Annotated in this window: 16 protein-coding genes; 8 read left to right on the plus strand and 8 right to left on the minus strand. The window is 72.4% G+C overall.

What is annotated here, in order from left to right; translation table 11 throughout:
- The first annotated feature begins 130 nt into the window (after positions 1–130).
- From DEJ50_RS10565 to DEJ50_RS10585, 5 genes are all read left to right on the plus strand, one after another.
- Positions 131–1,069 carry a cellulose-binding protein gene (locus DEJ50_RS10565; protein ID WP_150207304.1) on the plus strand — a complete coding sequence of 313 codons (939 nt, stop codon included), beginning with the start codon at positions 131–133 and terminating at the stop codon, positions 1,067–1,069.
- Positions 1,070–1,217: 148 nt separating this feature from the next.
- Positions 1,218–2,240, plus strand: coding sequence for an ABC transporter ATP-binding protein (locus DEJ50_RS10570; RefSeq protein WP_150207305.1), 1,023 nt, complete (start codon positions 1,218–1,220; stop codon positions 2,238–2,240).
- A 2-nt stretch (positions 2,241–2,242) separates the two neighbouring features.
- Positions 2,243–2,998: an ABC transporter permease gene (locus tag DEJ50_RS10575; protein WP_150212046.1), complete on the plus strand. Its 756-nt coding sequence runs from the start codon at positions 2,243–2,245 to the stop codon at positions 2,996–2,998.
- Between the two features lie 148 nt (positions 2,999–3,146).
- A complete protein-coding gene (locus tag DEJ50_RS10580; protein ID WP_150207306.1) occupies positions 3,147–4,280 on the plus strand; it encodes an ABC transporter ATP-binding protein in 1,134 nt (377 codons plus the stop codon).
- Positions 4,277–5,128, plus strand: coding sequence for an ABC transporter permease subunit (locus DEJ50_RS10585; protein WP_150207307.1), 852 nt, complete (start codon positions 4,277–4,279; stop codon positions 5,126–5,128). Before DEJ50_RS10580 ends, DEJ50_RS10585 begins: the two co-directional genes overlap by 4 nt.
- Before the next feature lie 7 nt (positions 5,129–5,135).
- Here DEJ50_RS10585 and DEJ50_RS10590 read toward each other — a convergent pair whose 3' ends face one another.
- Positions 5,136–5,462: an ATP/GTP-binding protein gene (locus tag DEJ50_RS10590; protein WP_150207308.1), complete on the minus strand. Its 327-nt coding sequence runs from the start codon at positions 5,460–5,462 to the stop codon at positions 5,136–5,138.
- A 211-nt stretch (positions 5,463–5,673) separates the two neighbouring features.
- Between DEJ50_RS10590 and DEJ50_RS10595 the strand changes: the two genes are divergently transcribed.
- Positions 5,674–6,705, plus strand: a complete 1,032-nt coding sequence (locus DEJ50_RS10595; RefSeq protein WP_150207309.1) for an LLM class flavin-dependent oxidoreductase — start codon at positions 5,674–5,676, stop codon at positions 6,703–6,705.
- A 99-nt stretch (positions 6,706–6,804) separates the two neighbouring features.
- On the opposite strand, the gene DEJ50_RS10600 is transcribed toward DEJ50_RS10595, so the two are convergent.
- Positions 6,805–7,197 carry an SCO5389 family protein gene (locus tag DEJ50_RS10600; protein ID WP_150207310.1) on the minus strand — a complete coding sequence of 131 codons (393 nt, stop codon included), beginning with the start codon at positions 7,195–7,197 and terminating at the stop codon, positions 6,805–6,807.
- A gap of 232 nt (positions 7,198–7,429) precedes the next feature.
- Here DEJ50_RS10600 and nucS point away from each other — a divergent pair, with 232 nt between their 5' ends.
- On the plus strand, positions 7,430–8,101 hold the full coding sequence (nucS, locus tag DEJ50_RS10605) for an endonuclease NucS (protein ID WP_150207311.1): 672 nt from the start codon (positions 7,430–7,432) through the stop codon (positions 8,099–8,101).
- A 62-nt stretch (positions 8,102–8,163) separates the two neighbouring features.
- Here the strand turns inward: nucS and DEJ50_RS10610 are convergent, their stop codons facing one another.
- From DEJ50_RS10610 to DEJ50_RS10640, 6 genes are all read right to left on the minus strand, one after another.
- Positions 8,164–9,462: an MFS transporter gene (locus tag DEJ50_RS10610; protein WP_190344401.1), complete on the minus strand. Its 1,299-nt coding sequence runs from the start codon at positions 9,460–9,462 to the stop codon at positions 8,164–8,166.
- Complete coding sequence (locus DEJ50_RS10615) at positions 9,459–10,550, minus strand: PLP-dependent cysteine synthase family protein (protein ID WP_150207312.1); 1,092 nt, start codon at positions 10,548–10,550, stop codon at positions 9,459–9,461. Before DEJ50_RS10615 ends, DEJ50_RS10610 begins: the two co-directional genes overlap by 4 nt.
- A gap of 767 nt (positions 10,551–11,317) precedes the next feature.
- Positions 11,318–11,755 carry a hypothetical protein gene (locus DEJ50_RS10620; RefSeq protein ID WP_150207313.1) on the minus strand — a complete coding sequence of 146 codons (438 nt, stop codon included), beginning with the start codon at positions 11,753–11,755 and terminating at the stop codon, positions 11,318–11,320.
- A gap of 91 nt (positions 11,756–11,846) precedes the next feature.
- Positions 11,847–14,555 carry an ATP-binding protein gene (locus tag DEJ50_RS33875; RefSeq protein ID WP_411757594.1) on the minus strand — a complete coding sequence of 903 codons (2,709 nt, stop codon included), beginning with the start codon at positions 14,553–14,555 and terminating at the stop codon, positions 11,847–11,849.
- Between the two features lie 148 nt (positions 14,556–14,703).
- Positions 14,704–15,027 carry an STAS domain-containing protein gene (locus DEJ50_RS10635; RefSeq protein ID WP_150207314.1) on the minus strand — a complete coding sequence of 108 codons (324 nt, stop codon included), beginning with the start codon at positions 15,025–15,027 and terminating at the stop codon, positions 14,704–14,706.
- A gap of 137 nt (positions 15,028–15,164) precedes the next feature.
- Complete coding sequence (locus DEJ50_RS10640) at positions 15,165–16,013, minus strand: 3-hydroxyacyl-CoA dehydrogenase family protein (protein WP_150207315.1); 849 nt, start codon at positions 16,011–16,013, stop codon at positions 15,165–15,167.
- A gap of 181 nt (positions 16,014–16,194) precedes the next feature.
- On the opposite strand from DEJ50_RS10640, the gene DEJ50_RS10645 reads away from it, so the two are divergent.
- Positions 16,195–16,767 (plus strand): cob(I)yrinic acid a,c-diamide adenosyltransferase, encoded by a 573-nt coding sequence (locus tag DEJ50_RS10645; protein WP_150207316.1) that lies wholly within the window; start codon positions 16,195–16,197, stop codon positions 16,765–16,767.
- The last annotated feature ends 26 nt before the right edge of the window (positions 16,768–16,793 follow it).

The following is a 16,793-nucleotide window of genomic DNA, read 5'->3' on the forward strand; positions in this document are numbered from 1 at the left end:
CTTGCCACTCAAAAGGGGTGTCATTGTCCAAGGCAAACACGGATTGACTCGATGACACGCCGCTCCGGCGCCTAGGATTCCCCTTAACACCTCACGTAGCACCTCATCGGTCTCATTCGACAGGAACCCCATGAGCGACACATCCTCCCCCTTCGGCTTCGAGCTCGTGCGGCGTGGTTACGACCGCGGTCAGGTGGACGACCGCATTACCAAGCTGGTCGCCGACCGTGACAGCGCACTGTCCCGCATCAACTCCCTGGAGAAGCGCATCGAGGAGCTCCACCTCGAAACGCAGAATGCCCAGGCCCAGGTCAACGACGCCGAGCCGTCGTACGCCGGTCTCGGCGCCCGGGTCGAGAAGATCCTGCGGCTCGCCGAGGAGGAGGCGAAGGACCTGCGCGAGGAGGCCCGTCGCGCGGCCGAGCAGCACCGCGAGCTGGCCGAGTCGGCGGCCCAGCAGGTGCGCAACGACGCCGAGTCGTTCGCCGCCGAGCGCAAGACGAAGGCGGAGGACGAAGGCGTCCGCATCGTCGAGAAGGCCAAGGGCGACGCCTCCACCCTGCGCGCCGAGGCCCAGAAGGACGCCGCCTCCAAGCGCGAGGAGGCCGACGCGCTCTTCGAGGAGACCCGCGCCAAGGCCGCCCAGGCCGCCGCGGACTTCGAGACCAACCTGGCCAAGCGCCGCGAGCAGTCCGAGCGCGACCTGGCCTCCCGCCAGGCCAAGGCGGAGAAGCGGCTCGCCGAGATCGAGCACCGGGCCGAGCAGCTCCGCCTGGAGGCCGAGAAGCTGCGTACGGACGCCGAGCGCCGGGCCCGCCAGACGGTGGAGACCGCGCAGCGCCAGGCCGAGGACATCGTGGCCGACGCCAACGCCAAGGCCGACCGCATCCGCAGCGAATCCGAGCGCGAGCTGGCGGCGCTCACCAACCGCCGCGACTCCATCAACGCCCAGCTGACCAACGTCCGCGAGATGCTCGCGACGCTGACCGGTGCGGCGGTGGCGGCGGCCAACCCGATCGTCGACGACGAGCCGGTCTCCCGCGGCGTGCCGGCCCAGCAGAGCCGCTAGTACCCCCGCTCGGTACGTCCCGCTACGCCACAACCCGTACACCGGCAGTACACCCCCGGTACTGTTCGGCAGCAGGAAGCCCCCGTGCCCGAAGGCCCGCGCCCTTTTCAACTGGCGTCGGGCCTTCGGCCGTTCTAGTGTCAGGCGCATGATCGAGCTTGAGGGACTTACGAAACGTTTCGGCGCGAAGACCGCCGTCAACAACCTCAGCTTCCAGGTCAGACCGGGAGTGGTGACCGGCTTCCTCGGCCCCAATGGGGCCGGCAAGTCGACCACCATGCGCATGATGCTCGACCTCGACAACCCGACCAGTGGCACGGTCCGGATCGACGGCAAGCACTACCGGGATCTGCCGGAGCCGCTGAAATACATCGGAGCGCTGCTGGACGCCAAGGCCATGCACGGCGGGCGCAGCGCCTACAACAACCTGCTCTGCCTCGCCCAGTCCAACCGGATCCCGGAAAGCCGGGTGGCCGAGGTGCTTGACCTGGTCGGACTGACCGCCGTGGCCAAGAAGAAGTCGAAGGGCTTCTCCCTGGGCATGGGGCAGCGGCTGGGCATCGCCGCCGCACTGCTCGGCGACCCCGAGATCCTGATGTTCGACGAACCCGTCAACGGCCTGGACCCGGAGGGAATTCTCTGGATCAGGAATCTCATGAAGGGTCTTGCGGCGGAGGGAAGGACGATCTTCGTTTCTTCTCACCTGATGAGCGAAATGGCTTTGACCGCCGAGCATTTGATCGTGATCGGCCAGGGAAGGCTGCTGGCCGACACCTCGATGTCGGATTTCATCCAGCAGAACTCGCGCAGTTACGTACAGCTGCGCACCCCTCAGCAGGAACGCCTCAAGGACGTCCTGCACGAGGCGGGAATCGCGGCCATTGCGGTCCCGGGCACCGGCACGCTGGAGATCGACGGCGCGACCACCGAGGAGCTCGGCGAACTGGCCGCCCAGCACCAGATCGTGCTGCACGAACTGAGCCCGCAGCGGGCTTCACTGGAGGAAGCGTTCATGCGTATGACGGCGGACGCGGTCGAGTACCACGCCCATGCCCCCGGCACCCCGGGAGTCCCGCCGCAGGCCGGTGTGGCCGCCGACAACCCGGCCCGCCCGGCCGACGTCCCCGCCTGGGGCGCCGGCTTCGAGGCGACCCGCAAGGACGGCGAGTGACCATGGCCCTCTCCGCCGTTCTCAAGTCCGAGTGGACCAAGATCCGCACGGTCGCCTCCACCAGCTGGACGCTCGCCCTCGCCTTCCTCGTCACCGTCGGCTTTGCCGCGCTGTTCAGCGCCACGGCCGATCCGGCGAAGATCGAGAGCTTCGATCCGACCGCGACGAGCTTCAGCTCGATGCAGTTCGGGCAGCTGGCGATGATCGTCTTCGGTGTGATGGTCGTGAGCACCGAGTACAGCACCGGCATGATCCGCACCTCGCTGGCCGCAGTACCGAACCGCTCCCGCTTCCTGCTCGGCAAGATGGCCGTGGCGACCGGGCTCGCCCTGGCCGTCGGCATGCTGACCAGCTTCGTGTCGTTCTTCCTCACGCAGGCGCTGCTGGGAGACGACGGCATCGGCATCGGCGAGGAGAACGTGCTGCGCGCCGTCGTCGGCGCCGGCCTGTACATGGCGCTCCTCGCCCTGTTCTGCATGGGCGTGGCCGCCATGCTGCGCAGCTCGATCGCCGCCATCAGCATCCTGATCCCGTTCTTCCTGATCCTCTCGAACGTCCTCGCGGGCTTCGAGGCCACCCGTCCCGTCGGTCAGTACCTGCCCAGCAACGCCGGGTCGAGGATCATGCTGGTCGTCCCGGACGCCTTCGGGAGCCCCGAGACCCCCTACGGTCCCTGGGGCGGCATCGGGATCATGGGGCTGTGGGTCGCCGCCGCCGTGATCGGCGGGCTGCTGGTGCTGAAGAAGCGCGACGCCTGACGCGACGCCTGACCGCTGCCGGTCCGGGCCGGTCTCAGGGGTACCTCAGGGGTAGCTCAGGGATCGGCCCGGGACGGAACCGTACGCCGCTCGATATCCTCTTAAGCCTTACTCGGGCGAGACGCGCCCGGCCGGCAAGGGGCAGAGCATGATCGAGGCAGTCGGACTGACCAAGCGCTTCGGCGCGAAGACAGCCGTCGACCAGCTGTCCTTCCAGGTCAGGCCAGGTCACGTCACCGGCTTCCTGGGACCGAACGGGTCCGGGAAGTCCACCACCATGCGCCTGATCCTGGGCCTGGACCGGCCCACCTCCGGGCGGGTCACGATCAACGGCCACCCCTTCCGGGAGCTGCCCCACGCACAGCGCATCGTCGGCGCCCTGCTCGACGCCAAGGCCGTGCACGGCGGCCGTCGGGCCCGCACCCACCTGCTCGCCCTCGCCCAGCTCTCCGGCATCCCGGAGAAGCGGGTGGACGAGGTGCTGGGGGTGGTCGGCCTCCAGGACGTGGCCCGGCAGCGGACCAAGGGCTTCTCCCTCGGCATGGGCCAGCGGCTCGGCATCGCCGCCGCCCTGCTCGGCGACCCCCAGGTGCTGCTGTTCGACGAGCCGGTCAACGGCCTCGACCCGGAGGGCATCCTCTGGGTCCGCAATCTGATGAAGCAGCTGGCCGCCGAGGGCCGGACCGTGTTCGTCTCCTCACATCTGATGAGCGAGATGGCACTGACCGCCGACCACCTGATCGTGATCGGGCGGGGGCGGCTGCTGGCCGACATGGGCGTCCAGGAGTTCATCGCCCACAACTCGGCCGGATTCGCTCGGGTCCGGGTCGCCGACACCCAGCCGGATGGCTGGAGCGCCCTGGGCGAGGTGCTCGCCAAGGAGGGCGCCCGGGTGCTCCAGGAGCCGGACGGCGCCCTGCGGGTGACCGGCCTGGAGCTGCCCCGTATCTCCGATCTCGCCCACGAAGCCGGTATACGCCTGTGGGAGCTGTCCCCGCACAAGGCCTCGCTGGAGGAGGCGTACATGCGGATGACCCAGAGCTCGGTCGAGTACACCTCCACCGACGACCCCCGGGCCGAGCTGTTCGCGCCCGAGCCGATGTCCCTGCCCGCCTGGGAGGACGAGGTGGCCCCGGAGCTGCCGGCCTCGACGGCCGCGGGCTTCTTCGCTCCCCCGCCGCCCGGGGCGGGCGCCGCCCCCTTCCTGATGCCCGGCAGCCCCGGGGACCTGGCGGGCACCCCGTCCGCGAGCAAGCCCAGCGTCGAAGGGGAATCCCGATGAGCGCCCCGGTGAACACCGCCCGGCAGGAGCAGCAGGACCGGCAGCGGTACGACTCTCCGCTGCCCGCCGCCCGGCCCACCCTCGTGCATGCGCTGGCCTCGGAGTGGACCAAGCTCGTCTCGGTCCGCTCCACCCTGTGGACCCTCGCCTCGCTGGTGGTCCTGGTGGTCGGCATCGGCAGCATCGCCGTGATCCAGACCACGGCCTACGACTACGAGCAGATGCCGTTCACCGGGCCCGCCATGTTCGGCCTGCTGGTCGGGCAGGTGTCGGTGATCGTGCTCGGCGTGCTCAGCATCTGCTCCGAGTACGGCACCGGGCTGATCCGCACCACCCTGACCGCGGCCCCCGACCGGTACCGGGTGCTGACCGCGAAGTACGTGGTCTTCGGCACGGTGGCCCTGGGCGCGGTGCTGTCCTCGGTCGCGCTGGTCGGCTTCTTCGCCGCCATGATGCACTCCGGTGCCGGCTCCGGTGTGCACACCGCCCGCGAATGGCTCTGGGCGGTGAGCGGCAGTGTGTACGTGACCGTACTCGGGGTGCTGGCGCTGGCGGTCGGGGCGCTGGTGCGGCACTCGGCCGGCGGGATCGCCGTGATGCTGGGCGTGGTCACCGTCCCGCCGGTGCTGGGCGCGATGCTCGGGGCCTGGGAGGCCACCCGCGATGTCGGGCAGACGCTGGTGACCTACAGCCCGCCGGTCGCGCTGATCCAGCTCTTCGGGGCGGACAGCAGTACCGGCTCCAGCGAGGCCATCCCCAGTGATCTCGCCCAGCTCGGACTGGTGGGCCTGGTCACGGCGGCGGCGGTGGCCGGCTCGTACCTGGTGGTCGGCCGCCGCGACGTGTAGCCGGTAGCTAGTACCGCGGGGCGTTCCGGGACCGCTGCACCTTCGAGGCGCGGCGGTCCTTCGCGTTCCAGCAGGCCTTGTGCCAGTGCCGCCGGTCGTCCACGCCGCCGTACTCCGGCCAGGCCACCAGGTGCGGGGTGCCGGAGGGGATCTCCTGGTCGCAGCCGGGGCAGCGGTAGCGCTTGCCCACCGAGCTCGCGCCCGCCACGTGCCGGATCTTCCAGTCCTCGCCCTGCCACTCCTCGGTGCTCTCCAGGCCGAAGCGGTCCAGACCGCCACGGGGGCCTTCCTCCGGGTTCTCGCCGCCCCTGGGGCGGTTGTGGCGCGGTGACACGTATACCTCACGAAGCTGCGGGCGGACGGGACTTTCTCCCAGACTACGCGGAGCGAGCCCGGGTACCCGCAGGGTGTTCACGGCGGCCCCCGCCGGACGGCGACTGAGCCGACAATCTCAATAACTTTCCTGTCAGGCCGTGCCTTTGGCACGTGTCAGACGTTGTTGCCATCGGGGGAAAGCCGCGTCAGCCGCAAGGAGGCAGAGGGCGATGCGCGTAGGAGCGTTTGTACTGGCAGCCCAGTTCCCGGGGCAGGGACAGGGGGAGGCGCTGCACCGTGCGGTGCGGACCGCCGAGGTGGCGGAGGAGGCCGGGCTGGATTCGGTCTGGCTGGCCGAGCACCACTTCGTTCCGTACGGGGTGTGCCCCTCGGCGGTGACCCTGGCCGCGCTGCTGCTCGGCCGCACCCGGCGGCTGCGGGTGGGCACGGCGGTGAGCGTACTGCCGAACACCCACCCGGTGGCCCTCGGCGAGCAGACCGCCCTGCTGCACCTGACCTCGGGCGGCCGGTTCACCCTCGGGGTGGGCCGGGGCGGGCCCTGGGTGGACCTGGAGGTGTTCGGCGGCGGCCTGCCGGCGTACGAGGAGGAGTTCCCGGACTCCCTGGACCTGCTGCGGCGCTGGCTGGCCGAACCGCGGGTCGGCTCGGCCGGCGGCCGGTACGGCTTCCGCGAGGTGGCCGTCGTACCGCGTCCGTCGGAGGCCCTGGACGCGGATGCGGCGGGACCGGAGGTGATCGTCGCCTGTACCTCTCCGGCCTCGGTACGGATGGCCGCCGAGCGGGGGCTGCCGATGCTGCTGGGCATGCACTGCGGGGACGAGGACAAGGCGGCCATGGTCGCGCTGTGGCAGGAGACGGCCCGCGCGGCCGGTCACCCCGCGGACACCGTGCGGAACGCCGGCCACGTCTCGGCAGGGGTCTGCCAGCTCGCGGACCGCACGGTAGATGCCCGGGAAACCCTGCTGAAGGCGATGCCCGGCTGGTTCAGGCTGGGTCTGGACGCGCATGTCACGGTCGACGGACGGCACCGCGCCATGCGGGACCCGGTGGCCTATACGGAACTGCTCTGCGAGCTGCACCCGGTGGGTACCCCGGACCTGGCCGTGGACCGGCTGGCGGCCACCGCCGAGCGCACCGGCATCACCCGGTTCGCGCTGCTGACGGAGGGCTCGGGCGATCTCGCCTCGACCGAGGAGAACGTCCGGCGGCTGGGCGGCGAGGTCGTGCCCCGGCTCGTGTGATGCGCTTCTCCCGGCCGTGGCTGCCGCCCCGGTATCGGTAACACCCCCCTGCGATGCGGAGCGGCAGCAAAAAGAGTCGGGACACCCCCGGCGGTCCCGCTAGCAGTCCCGAAGCTCCGGAGACTGGTTGAGCAGCTGACCCCGGATCGATGTGAACTTGGCCAGTCGGTCGTCGGCCGAGGCGTCCAGGGGGAACACCGCGACCCGGTGGCAGTTCTGGAACGCGAGCCGCACCCCGAAGTGCCGCTGCAGCGCACCGCGTATCGCGTCACTCGCGAGCGCGCGCAGCAGCTGGCCGCGCGCCTGCTCGTCCGGCGGGGGCGTCTGGTTGTCGGCGAACTCTCCGCCGTCGACCTTGAGCTGGGCCACCAGCGAGCTGATCATCTCCCAGGCGAAGGGCAGGGAGGTCCGGACGCAGTCGACGAAAGCGGCTTCGTCGACCTCGCCTCGCTCGGCCTGTTCGAGTAGGGCCGGTGAGACGTCGAGCGACATGGGTTCTCCTCTCGCGACCCCGGTCGTTTCGGTGACCGGAGTCTTACGGGCAGGGAAGGCGGAGCCGCAACACGCAGCAACGCAGTGTGCGCGTATCGCAACCTCCTGGTCACCACGGTAGGCGCCCGGTGGGGACCGCACCAGGAGAATGCGCATACAACGCGCCATCCGCGAACGGGGCTTTCGGGGGCGAATCGCGTGGGGGCGGCTCCTTCGAGTAGCGTTGCCGACCATGCGTCTCGTCATCGCCCGTTGCTCCGTCGACTATGCGGGCCGGCTCACCGCCCATCTGCCCTCCGCACCCCGTCTGATCCTCGTGAAGGCGGACGGAAGCGTCTCCATCCACGCGGACGACCGGGCGTACAAACCGCTCAACTGGATGTCGCCGCCGTGCACCCTCAAGGAGGGGACGGGGGACGATGCCGGCGTCTGGACGGTCGTCAACAAAGCAGGCGAGAAGCTCATCATCACGATGGAAGAAGTCCTGCACGACTCCTCGCATGAGCTGGGCGTGGACCCGGGCCTGATCAAGGACGGGGTGGAGGCGCACCTCCAGGAGCTCCTCGCCGACCGCATCGAGACGCTGGGCGAGGGCTACACGCTGATCCGGCGCGAGTACATGACGGCGATCGGCCCGGTGGACATCCTGTGCCGGGACTCCTCGGGCGCCACCGTCGCGGTCGAGATCAAGCGCCGTGGCGAGATCGACGGCGTGGAACAGCTCACCCGTTACCTGGAACTGCTGAACCGGGACCCGCACCTGGCGCCGGTCCGCGGTGTGTTCGCCGCGCAGGAGATCAAGCCGCAGGCGCGGGTGCTGGCCGGGGACCGGGGCATGGAGTGCGTGGTCCTGGACTACGACGCGCTGCGCGGTATCGAGGACGACAAGCTCCGCCTGTTCTAGAGCGTTCCCCGAGGCCCCGCACCCGCGGATTTCCCCGGGTGCGGGGCGGACGGTTCGGCGGATCAGGCCCGGGCCGGCTCGGCCCGGCCGGCCGCCGCCCCGGCCGGCGGGGCTGCGAGGCGCCCCGTGCGGCCGAGGGCGTACAGGGCGGCTGCGCAGCCGAACCCGAGCAGGGCCAGGGCCGCCCACGGCAGCGCGGGGACACCCGCGGCGCGGGCGGCGTCCAGGGCCGCGCCGGTGCCCAGGTTGCCGAGGGTGATGCCCACCCCGCAGACGGTGTTGTACAGGCCGTAGTGGGTGGCCACGAGCCGGTCCCCGGACAGCCGGACGATGGTGTCCATCTCGAACGGGTACGCGATCATCGTGCCCAGGGCCAGCAGCAGCGCGGCGAGCACCGGCGGCACCGCCGCCACCGCCCACCGGCCCGCCCCGCCGCCCGGCACCGGCAGCGCCGTCGCGAGCAGCAGCGGCAGGAAGGCCGAGCCCATCACCACCAGGCCCCCGGCCAGCGCCTGCCCGGGCTCCAGCCGGGCCTTGCACCAGGCGGTGACCCGGGTCTGGCCGAGTACGGTACTCAGCCCGGAGACGGCGAACAGCAGGGCCACCGCCACGGTCCCGGACCGCCCGTCGCCGCCCAGCCGGCGCACCTCCAGCGGCAGCGCCAGATAGACCTGGAAGGTCAGCACGTACGAGACGGTCATGGCGGCGGAGAACAGCAGGAACGGCCGGTTCGCCAGGATGCCCCGCCATTGCGCCGCCACGCCCTCCCGCCGGTCGTCGGCCGCCGCCCGGCGCGCGGGCAGCGCCCGCACCTGCACCAGGCTCAGCACGGCGAACACCCCGGCCGCGGTCAGACAGGTCACCTTGAACGAGACCCCGGTCAGCACCATGCCGACCAGCGGCCCGAGCAGGATGCCCGCCTGGTAGAAGACGTTGAACAGGGCGAAGGCCTCGACCCGGCGCTCCCCCGCGTCCAGCGCCAGGTACGCGCGGGAGGCCGGGTTGAACAGCGCCCCGGCCAGCCCGGTGGCCGCCGAGGCCGCGAGCAGCGCCGGAACCGAGTCGACCAGCCCGAGGGTGGCGAAGCCGATGATCCGCAGCACCAGGCCGCAGATGATCATCGGCTTGTAGCCGAGCCGGTCGGCCAGGGTGCCGCCGAGCAGGAACATGCCCTGCTGGCTGAAATTGCGTACGCCCAGGATCAGCCCCACCAGCCAGCCCGCGAGGCCGAGCGGCCCGGCGAGATGGGCCGCAAGGTAGGGCATGAGCATGTAGAAGCCGAGGTTGATGGTGAACTGGTTGACCATCAGGAGCTGCACGCTCCGGTCGTACGTCCGTACCTGCGCAAAGGTGCCTTTCACCGCAGGTTCTCCGCCGCTGCGCCGTCGCCCGCCAGGGTCAGCGGGTCCACCACGGCCGGGCACCGGGTCCAGCGGGTGACCTCCTTCTCGTCGACCCGGCCGATCACGTCCGGCTCGGGCGCGGGCGGTCCGTCCAGCAGGCCGTGCGCGGCGCAGTAGTCGTCGTCGTAGACCGTGCCGAGGTAGCGCTGCGGGCCGTCCGGGAACACGGCCGCGATCCGGGTGTCGGCGGGCAGGGTGCGGGCCAGCCAGCCCGCGACCAGGGCGACCGCGCCGACGCTCCAGCCGCCGGTGGCGTAGTGGGAGGAGGCGAGCCGGCGGCAGGCCCAGACCGATTCGGCGGGGGCCACCCAGTGCACCTCGGAGAAGTGCCCGTACGCCACGTTGCGCGGGTAGATGCTGGAGCCCAGCCCGCGCATCAGGCGCGGCCGGGCCGGCTGGCCGAAGATGGTGGACCCGATGGTGTCCACGCCGACCAGCCGGAGCTCCGGGTAGAGCTGCCGCAGGACGCGGGAGACCCCGGCGGAGTGCCCGCCCGTACCGACGCTGCACACCAGGACGTCGATGTGCCCCAGCTCGGAGGCGAGTTCCAGGGCGAGCGGGGTGTAGGCGCTGGTGTTGTCGGGGTTGTTGTACTGGTCCGGGCACCAGGAGCCGGGGTGCTGCGCCATCAGCCGGCCGACCCGGTCCCGGCGGGCCTGTTGCCAGCCGCCGGTGGGGTGGGGTTCGGAGACCACGTTGACCTGGGCCCCGTACGCGGTCAGCAGCCGGGTCATGGAGGACTCCAGCCCGGGGTCGGTGACCAGGGTGACGGGGTGGCCGTGGACCATGCCGGCCAGGGCCAGGCCGAGGCCGAGGGTGCCGCTGGTGGACTCGATGATCCGGGCGCCCGGGGCGAGCTCGCCCCGGGCGCGGGCCCGCTCGACCATGTGCAGGCCGGGGCGGTCCTTGATGCCGCCGGGGTTGAAGCCCTCCAGCTTTGCCCAGAAGCCGCGTCCGGCGGGCGCGAAGGGCTCGCCCACGCGCAGCAGCGGGGTGTTGCCGACCAGGCCGGCCAGCGGAGTGGTGGGGGTGGTGGATGCGTTCATCGTCTGCTCGTCTGCTCTCGTTCGTCGCTCGTCGCTCGTCGTGCGTCCGGGGACGCCGGGGATACGGAGGGGCCGGGGCCGGGCCGGCCTAGGGGGTGTCCGGTGGATCAGGGCCGGATAGCCCGGGTCGTCTGGTGCCGTGGATTGCAAGGCGGAGGAGGGAGCCCACGCGGTGGGGGCACCTCCCAGCGGTAGCTGGGGGACGTCGGCGACCGACGACAACGCGGCAAGCCGCGGTGCTGGGGGTCCCCCCGGACGGAGTCTGGGGGAGGGCCGGGCCCGGCCCTGATCCGCCGGACACCCCCTAGGTCCGGGAGCGGCAGAGGATGCACAGGGTCACGCGCCCGGAGACGGCTCTCGGGGCCGGGTCCGGTGCCGGGGGCGCGGCTTCGACGGGCCGCGGGACGGCGGGCGGACGCCCGGGCGGCTCGCAGCCGGGCATCGGAAGGGCTCCGCCGGCCCGCAGCTGCACGGCGGGCTCGGTGTGCGGCCCCGGCAGGTCGCAGAACTCCGCGGTGTGCACATGCGCGTGGAGCTGCGCGTGCGGATGTGCGTCGGCGGACGGATGGGGGCCGCAGTCCGGGGCGATGAGCAGGAGCGCGCCCAGCAGCAGGGCGAGCAGCAGCGCAGCCGCGCGGCAAGGGGAAGGGGCAGGGGAAGGGGAAGGGGAAGGGGAAGGGGAAGGGGAAGGGGAGGGCACGTTTCCTCCGCGGGGGTGGATTCAGGGCATGCCGGAGGCTGCCGCAGGGTGCGGCAGTCGGCAGCTCCTAGATCCGCAGAACCGTGGCTCTGCCGGGAGGTGCGGCGGCGGCCCGGCCGTCGGCCGCGGCCGGGCGGGCACCCGGCCCGCAGCCGGACGGAGTGTGCGCCGGTACGAGGAGACCGGCGGCGGGGGCGTCCAGGGCGGGCCCTTGCTGGGGCTGGCCGGGGATGCATTCCTGGGCGGGGTGGGAGGCGGCACCGGGTTCGCCGGGGGTTCCGGTCATGCCGTCGTGCGGGGCGCTGTGCGGGGCGCTCGGGTGGCCGTGGAAGACGGCCGTCACCGGCGCGGTGGCGGTGCTGTCGTGGTGCCCCACGGCACCCTCGATGCTCACCCCGTGCCCGTAGAGGAAGGCGAACAACACCACGGCCAGACCCCATACCCGCAGCGGGCCCGCAGGTGTGCGGGCCCGCGGCATACGGGAAGGGGACCCGGCCGTGACCATGCCGTGATCTTAGCGTCCGGGCGGCGCGCCGCCCCGTCGGCCTTGCGCCAAACTTCGCGCCATGCCGGGCGGTTGGCCGGCCGACGGGCCGTCAGGGCGAGGAGGTGCCGGCCGGTGTGGTGATGGTGGTGGTGGCCGACGAGGCCGAGGGCGATGCCGTCGGGGAGGCCGGGGGCGAGGAGACCGGGGGTGAGGAGACCGGCGGGGTCACCGGCGGGGTGGCGGACCGGGTCGGCGGGGGTGACGCCGGGGAGGAGGCCGGCGGGGTCGGGCGCGGGGACAGCGAGGGGGTGGTGCGGCCCGGGGTCGGGCCGGGGGTCGGGAAGACCGGCTGGGAGGGGTCCGTACGCGGCTTGGTGGAGCCGGATCCGGGAGCCTCGGGGGTCTCGCTGCCCGAGTCGACGACCGGCGGCGCCGGTGCAGGATCGTTCCCGCTGTTCTTCGGGGACTCCGAGGCCGTCGCCTCCGTACCGGGCTGGGGGCCCGGCGCCGCGCCCTCGTCCGAGGACAGGGCGAAGCCGACGGCGGTCCCGAGGAGCGCCACCACCAGAACCGCCGCACCGGCCAGCACCACCGGGTTCCGGCGGGACGGCCGCCACCGCGGCCGGCCCGGCCGCGCCGGGGCGGCGGAGCCGGCGGGGCCGGCGGCGGGCGGCTGCCCCACCGGCCCCCGGGAGATCCGGAAGTCCTCCTCGAAGGCCTCCGCCAGGGTGGTCGGCTCGCTCCCGGGCGCCACCGGAACGGCAGGCTTCAGCAGCGGGACGATCCGGGTCACCTCCTCGTCCGGACCGGCAGGCCCGGAAGACCCGGAAGACCCGGAAGACCCGGCAGGCCCGGCAGGCCCGGCAGGCCCGGAAGACAGGGCAGGCCCGGAAGACCCGGCAGCTGCGGTTCGGGGCGCGGCCCCGGCGGCAGGCGCAGCCCCGGCCAGCGGCCCGGACACCGAAGACAGCGGCGACGGGGTCACAGCCGGAGCCGTCGGCAGGGCCGGCAGCCCGGGCGCGGCTCCGCCCGCGGCGGGCGGGGCCTCCAGCCGCAGCGGCGGGGAGGCCGCCGCCCCGCCGCGTTCCCGGTCGGCGACCAGGGCCAGCGCCCGCCGGCCCGCCACCGTGCCGTGCTTGTCGGCCAGTGCACCGCGCAGGCCGATCGAGGCCTCGAGTTCGGCCCGGGCCCGGTCCAGCCGGCCTCCGCACAGCGCGAGTACGCCCAGTTCGTGGTGGAAGTACGCCTGTTCGGCGACCTCGCCCGCCGTCCGGGCGGCCTCCGCGCCGGCCCTCAGGACGCGTTCCCAGGCGCCCCAGTGCAGGGAGGCGGCGAAGGCCGGTGCCGCCGTGCGGGCCAGCATCACCCCGGCGACCACATCGGCGCCGGCCAGCGCCGCGAGCACCGCGTCGGCCTCGGCCGCCACCCGCTCCGGGGTGACCGAGGAGTGGCCGGTCCACCAGGCGTAGTGCCGGGCCGCCGTACGCGCTTCCTCGTCCGGCTCCCAGCCGGCTTCGGTCAGCTGCCGGGCCACTCCGGCCGCCAGCCGGTAACGCGGTCCGGCCGGGGTCAGCAGGCCGCAGGCCAGCAGCTCGCCGACCGCCGCGTCGGCGTGGGTGTCCCCCACCAGCGCCGGCAGATGGGCGTGGTGCGGCATCTCGCCGCCGAGGGCGCAGGCGAACCGCAGGGCGGCGCGGGCGGCCTCGCCGGCCCGGGCCGCGAGGAGCTCGGCCGGGGCCGCGCCCTCGGCCAGGGTGGGCAGCGGAACGACGGCCGGGTCGCGCGGGCGCTCCTCGAAGACACCGGGCTCTTCCCCGTCCTCCTCCTCGGACACGGTGACCCGCCGGTTGAGCTCGTCGCGCTGCCGCAGCAGTGCGGCGGCCTGGACGAAGCGGAGCGGCAGTCCTTCCGAGGCGAACCGCAGGTCGCTCGCCCAGGCGGTCTCCTCCTCGGTGAGCGGCCGTCCGGTGGCGGCCTCCAGGAGTTCCAGGCAGGCGGTCCGGCTGAGCCCGGCGAGGAAGACCTCCTCCAGGTGGGAGTCCTCGGAAGGGGCCGGTGTGTCCGGGGTGGCGGCGAGCAGGAAGGCGCATTCGGGGGTGGCCCGCAGCAGCTCGTCGAGGGCGGCTCCGCCGAAGTCGAGGTCGTCGACGAGCACGATGGCGCCGATGTCCCGGACCCGTTCCAGGAGTTCGGTGCGGCCCGGCCGGCGCCGGTCCGCGTCGTACACCCGGGTGTAGAGGGCGTGGAGCAGTTCGGTGGTGCTCGTGCGGTGTCCGGAGAGGCGTACCAGGCCGTCGGGGGCGAGGCCGGCGCAGTCCTCGGCAACCGCGTCGAGGAGCCGGGTGCGGCCGGAACCGGAGGGTCCGGTCAGCCGTACGGAGCGGCCTCGTCCGAGGAGGCGTACCAGCCGTTCCCGTTCCTCCTCGCGCTCCAGCAGCGGGAGCGCGGGCAGCGTCGGCCCCGGCGGTACGGGGGGCGTGGCGGCGGTGGCGAGAGCGGTGCGGGCCGCGGTCCGGCGCTTGGCGGGCCGGCCGGCCGGGCCGGTGCCGGACGGGGTACCGAGGGCGGCGGGGCGGAGGGGTTCGATCTCGCTGCCGTCCACGGGGTTGACCGTGAGGGAGAAGTCACCGGCGGTCAGGCGGACCACCCGGGCCGGCGGCCCTGCCGGGGCTCCCGCCGGGCCGGCGGCCGGGGCCGAGGAGCCGGAAGACGAACCGGAAGCGGAACCTGAAACCGGACCTGAAGCCGAGCCGGGGGCCGCTCCCGTCGACGGTCCGCCCGTCGGCTCACCGCCGCCGTGTCCCTGTGTGCGGTCCATGAAGAAGTCCCCCGATCGCATCGTGCCGCCCAAACCTAGACGGTGGCCGGTGCGCCGGGAACTGCAGGGTGGCCATCACCACCGGACCGTTACGTTTCACCCGGTCGGTGATCACACGGGCCGCCGGGGCCGCTGGCCCCCGGCGGTTTCACACCCGTGGCAGGGACTCGGCCTCCAGACCGCCCTCGATGGCGAGGATCCGGTGCAGCCGGGTGGCCACCAGGAGCCGCTGCATCTGCGGCGGCACCCCGCGCAGCACCAGGCGCCGCCCGGTCCGGCCGGCCCGCCGGTGGGCGCCCATGATGACGCCGAGACCGGTGGCGTCCCAGGAGTCGAGGCCGGTGAGGTCGAGCACGAGGTCACCGGCGCCGTCGTCGAGGGCGGAGTGCAGGGCGGTACGGGCGTCGGCCGCGCTGCGCACGTCGAGGCGGCCCCCGACAGCGAGTTCGGCGTGGTCGCCCCTGATGTGCATGTGTGCTCCCCGGCAGTACTGCGTACGCGTGCAACTCTCACTGCAACTGACTGCCTCGCGGGCAGGGAAGTTGCCGACCGTGAGCGAACCGATACCTAATTCACCCCGGGGGGTGAATGGTTTCGAACAGTGGCCGCTCAGTGCTTGTAGAAGCCCTGGCCGCTCTTGCGGCCGATGTCGCCCGCGTCCACCATGCGGCGCATCAGCTCCGGCGGCGCGAACTTCTCGTCCTGGGACTCCGTGTAGATGTTGCTGGTGGCGTGCAGCAGGATGTCCACGCCCGTCAGATCGGCGGTGGCGAGGGGACCCATCGCATGCCCGAAGCCCAGCTTGCACGCGATGTCGATGTCCTCGGCGGAGGCCACGCCCGATTCGTACAACTTCGCCGCTTCGACGACCAGCGCGGAGATCAGACGGGTGGTCACGAAGCCGGCCACGTCGCGGTTGACGACGATGCAGGTCTTGCCGACCGACTCGGCGAAGGCGCGGGTGGTGGCGAGGGTCTCGTCGCTGGTCTTGTAGCCGCGGACCAGCTCACACAGCTGCATCATCGGGACCGGCGAGAAGAAGTGGGCGCCGACGACCCGCTCCGGGCGCTCCGTCACGGCCGCGATCTTGGTGATCGGGATGGCGGAGGTGTTGGAGGCCAGCACGGCGTCCTCGCGCACCAGCTTGTCGAGGGCACGGAAGATCTCGTGCTTGACCTCGAGCTTCTCGAAGACGGCCTCGACGACGATGTCCGCGTCCGCGACCCCGTCCAGGTCGGTGGTGGTGGTGATCCGCGCGAGGGCCGCCTCGGCGTCCTCGGCGGCGAGCTTGCCCTTGGCGACGAACTTGTCGTACGAGGCCTTGATGCCGTCGGTACCGCGGGTGAGCGCCTCGGTCGTGACATCGCGCAGGACCACGTCCCAGCCTGCCTGAGCGGAGACCTGAGCGATTCCCGAACCCATCAGCCCGGCACCGATGACGGCGAGCTTCCCAGCCACTGCACACCCCACGTTCTTGATACGAGCCAGTTTCGTAGCGTCTCTCCGGCGGAGAGTAGCGTCCGGGCAGGGCCGTGTGACCGTGAAGTAACACGCGTCACGTCTCAGATGACGGACATCACACCGATACGGTCCACCGCGCGCCGGGGGGCGCGCAGTTGGTGCGGACTACGCTGGCGGCATGGTGAACCTCACGCGCATCTACACCCGCACCGGCGACAAGGGCACGACCGCCCTGGGCGACATGAGCCGGACCGCCAAGACCGACCTGCGGATCTCCGCGTACGCCGATGCCAACGAGGCGAACGCGGCCATCGGCACGGCGATTGCGCTCGGCGGGCTGCCGGAAGCGGTGGCCAAGGTCCTGGTCCGGGTGCAGAACGACCTGTTCGACGTCGGCGCGGACCTGTGCACCCCGGTGGTGGAGAACCCCGAATACCCGCCGCTGCGGGTGGAGCAGTTCTACGTGGACAAGCTGGAGGCGGACTGCGACCGCTTCAACGAGGAGCTGGAGAAGCTGCGGAGCTTCATCCTGCCGGGCGGCACCCCGGGCGCGGCCCTGCTGCACCAGGCGTGCACGGTGGTGCGGCGGGCGGAGCGGTCCACCTGGGCGGCGCTGGAGGCCCACGGCGAGACGATGAATCCCCTCACCGCCACCTACCTCAACCGCCTCTCCGACCTCCTGTTCATCCTGGCCCGGACGGCCAACAAGGAGGTCGGAGACGTGCTGTGGGTCCCTGGCGGGGACCGCTAGCCCCTGACGGACCCGGGACCGGCCCC

This window comes from Streptomyces venezuelae, from assembly GCF_008642295.1.
Lineage (GTDB): Bacteria > Actinomycetota > Actinomycetes > Streptomycetales > Streptomycetaceae > Streptomyces > Streptomyces venezuelae_C.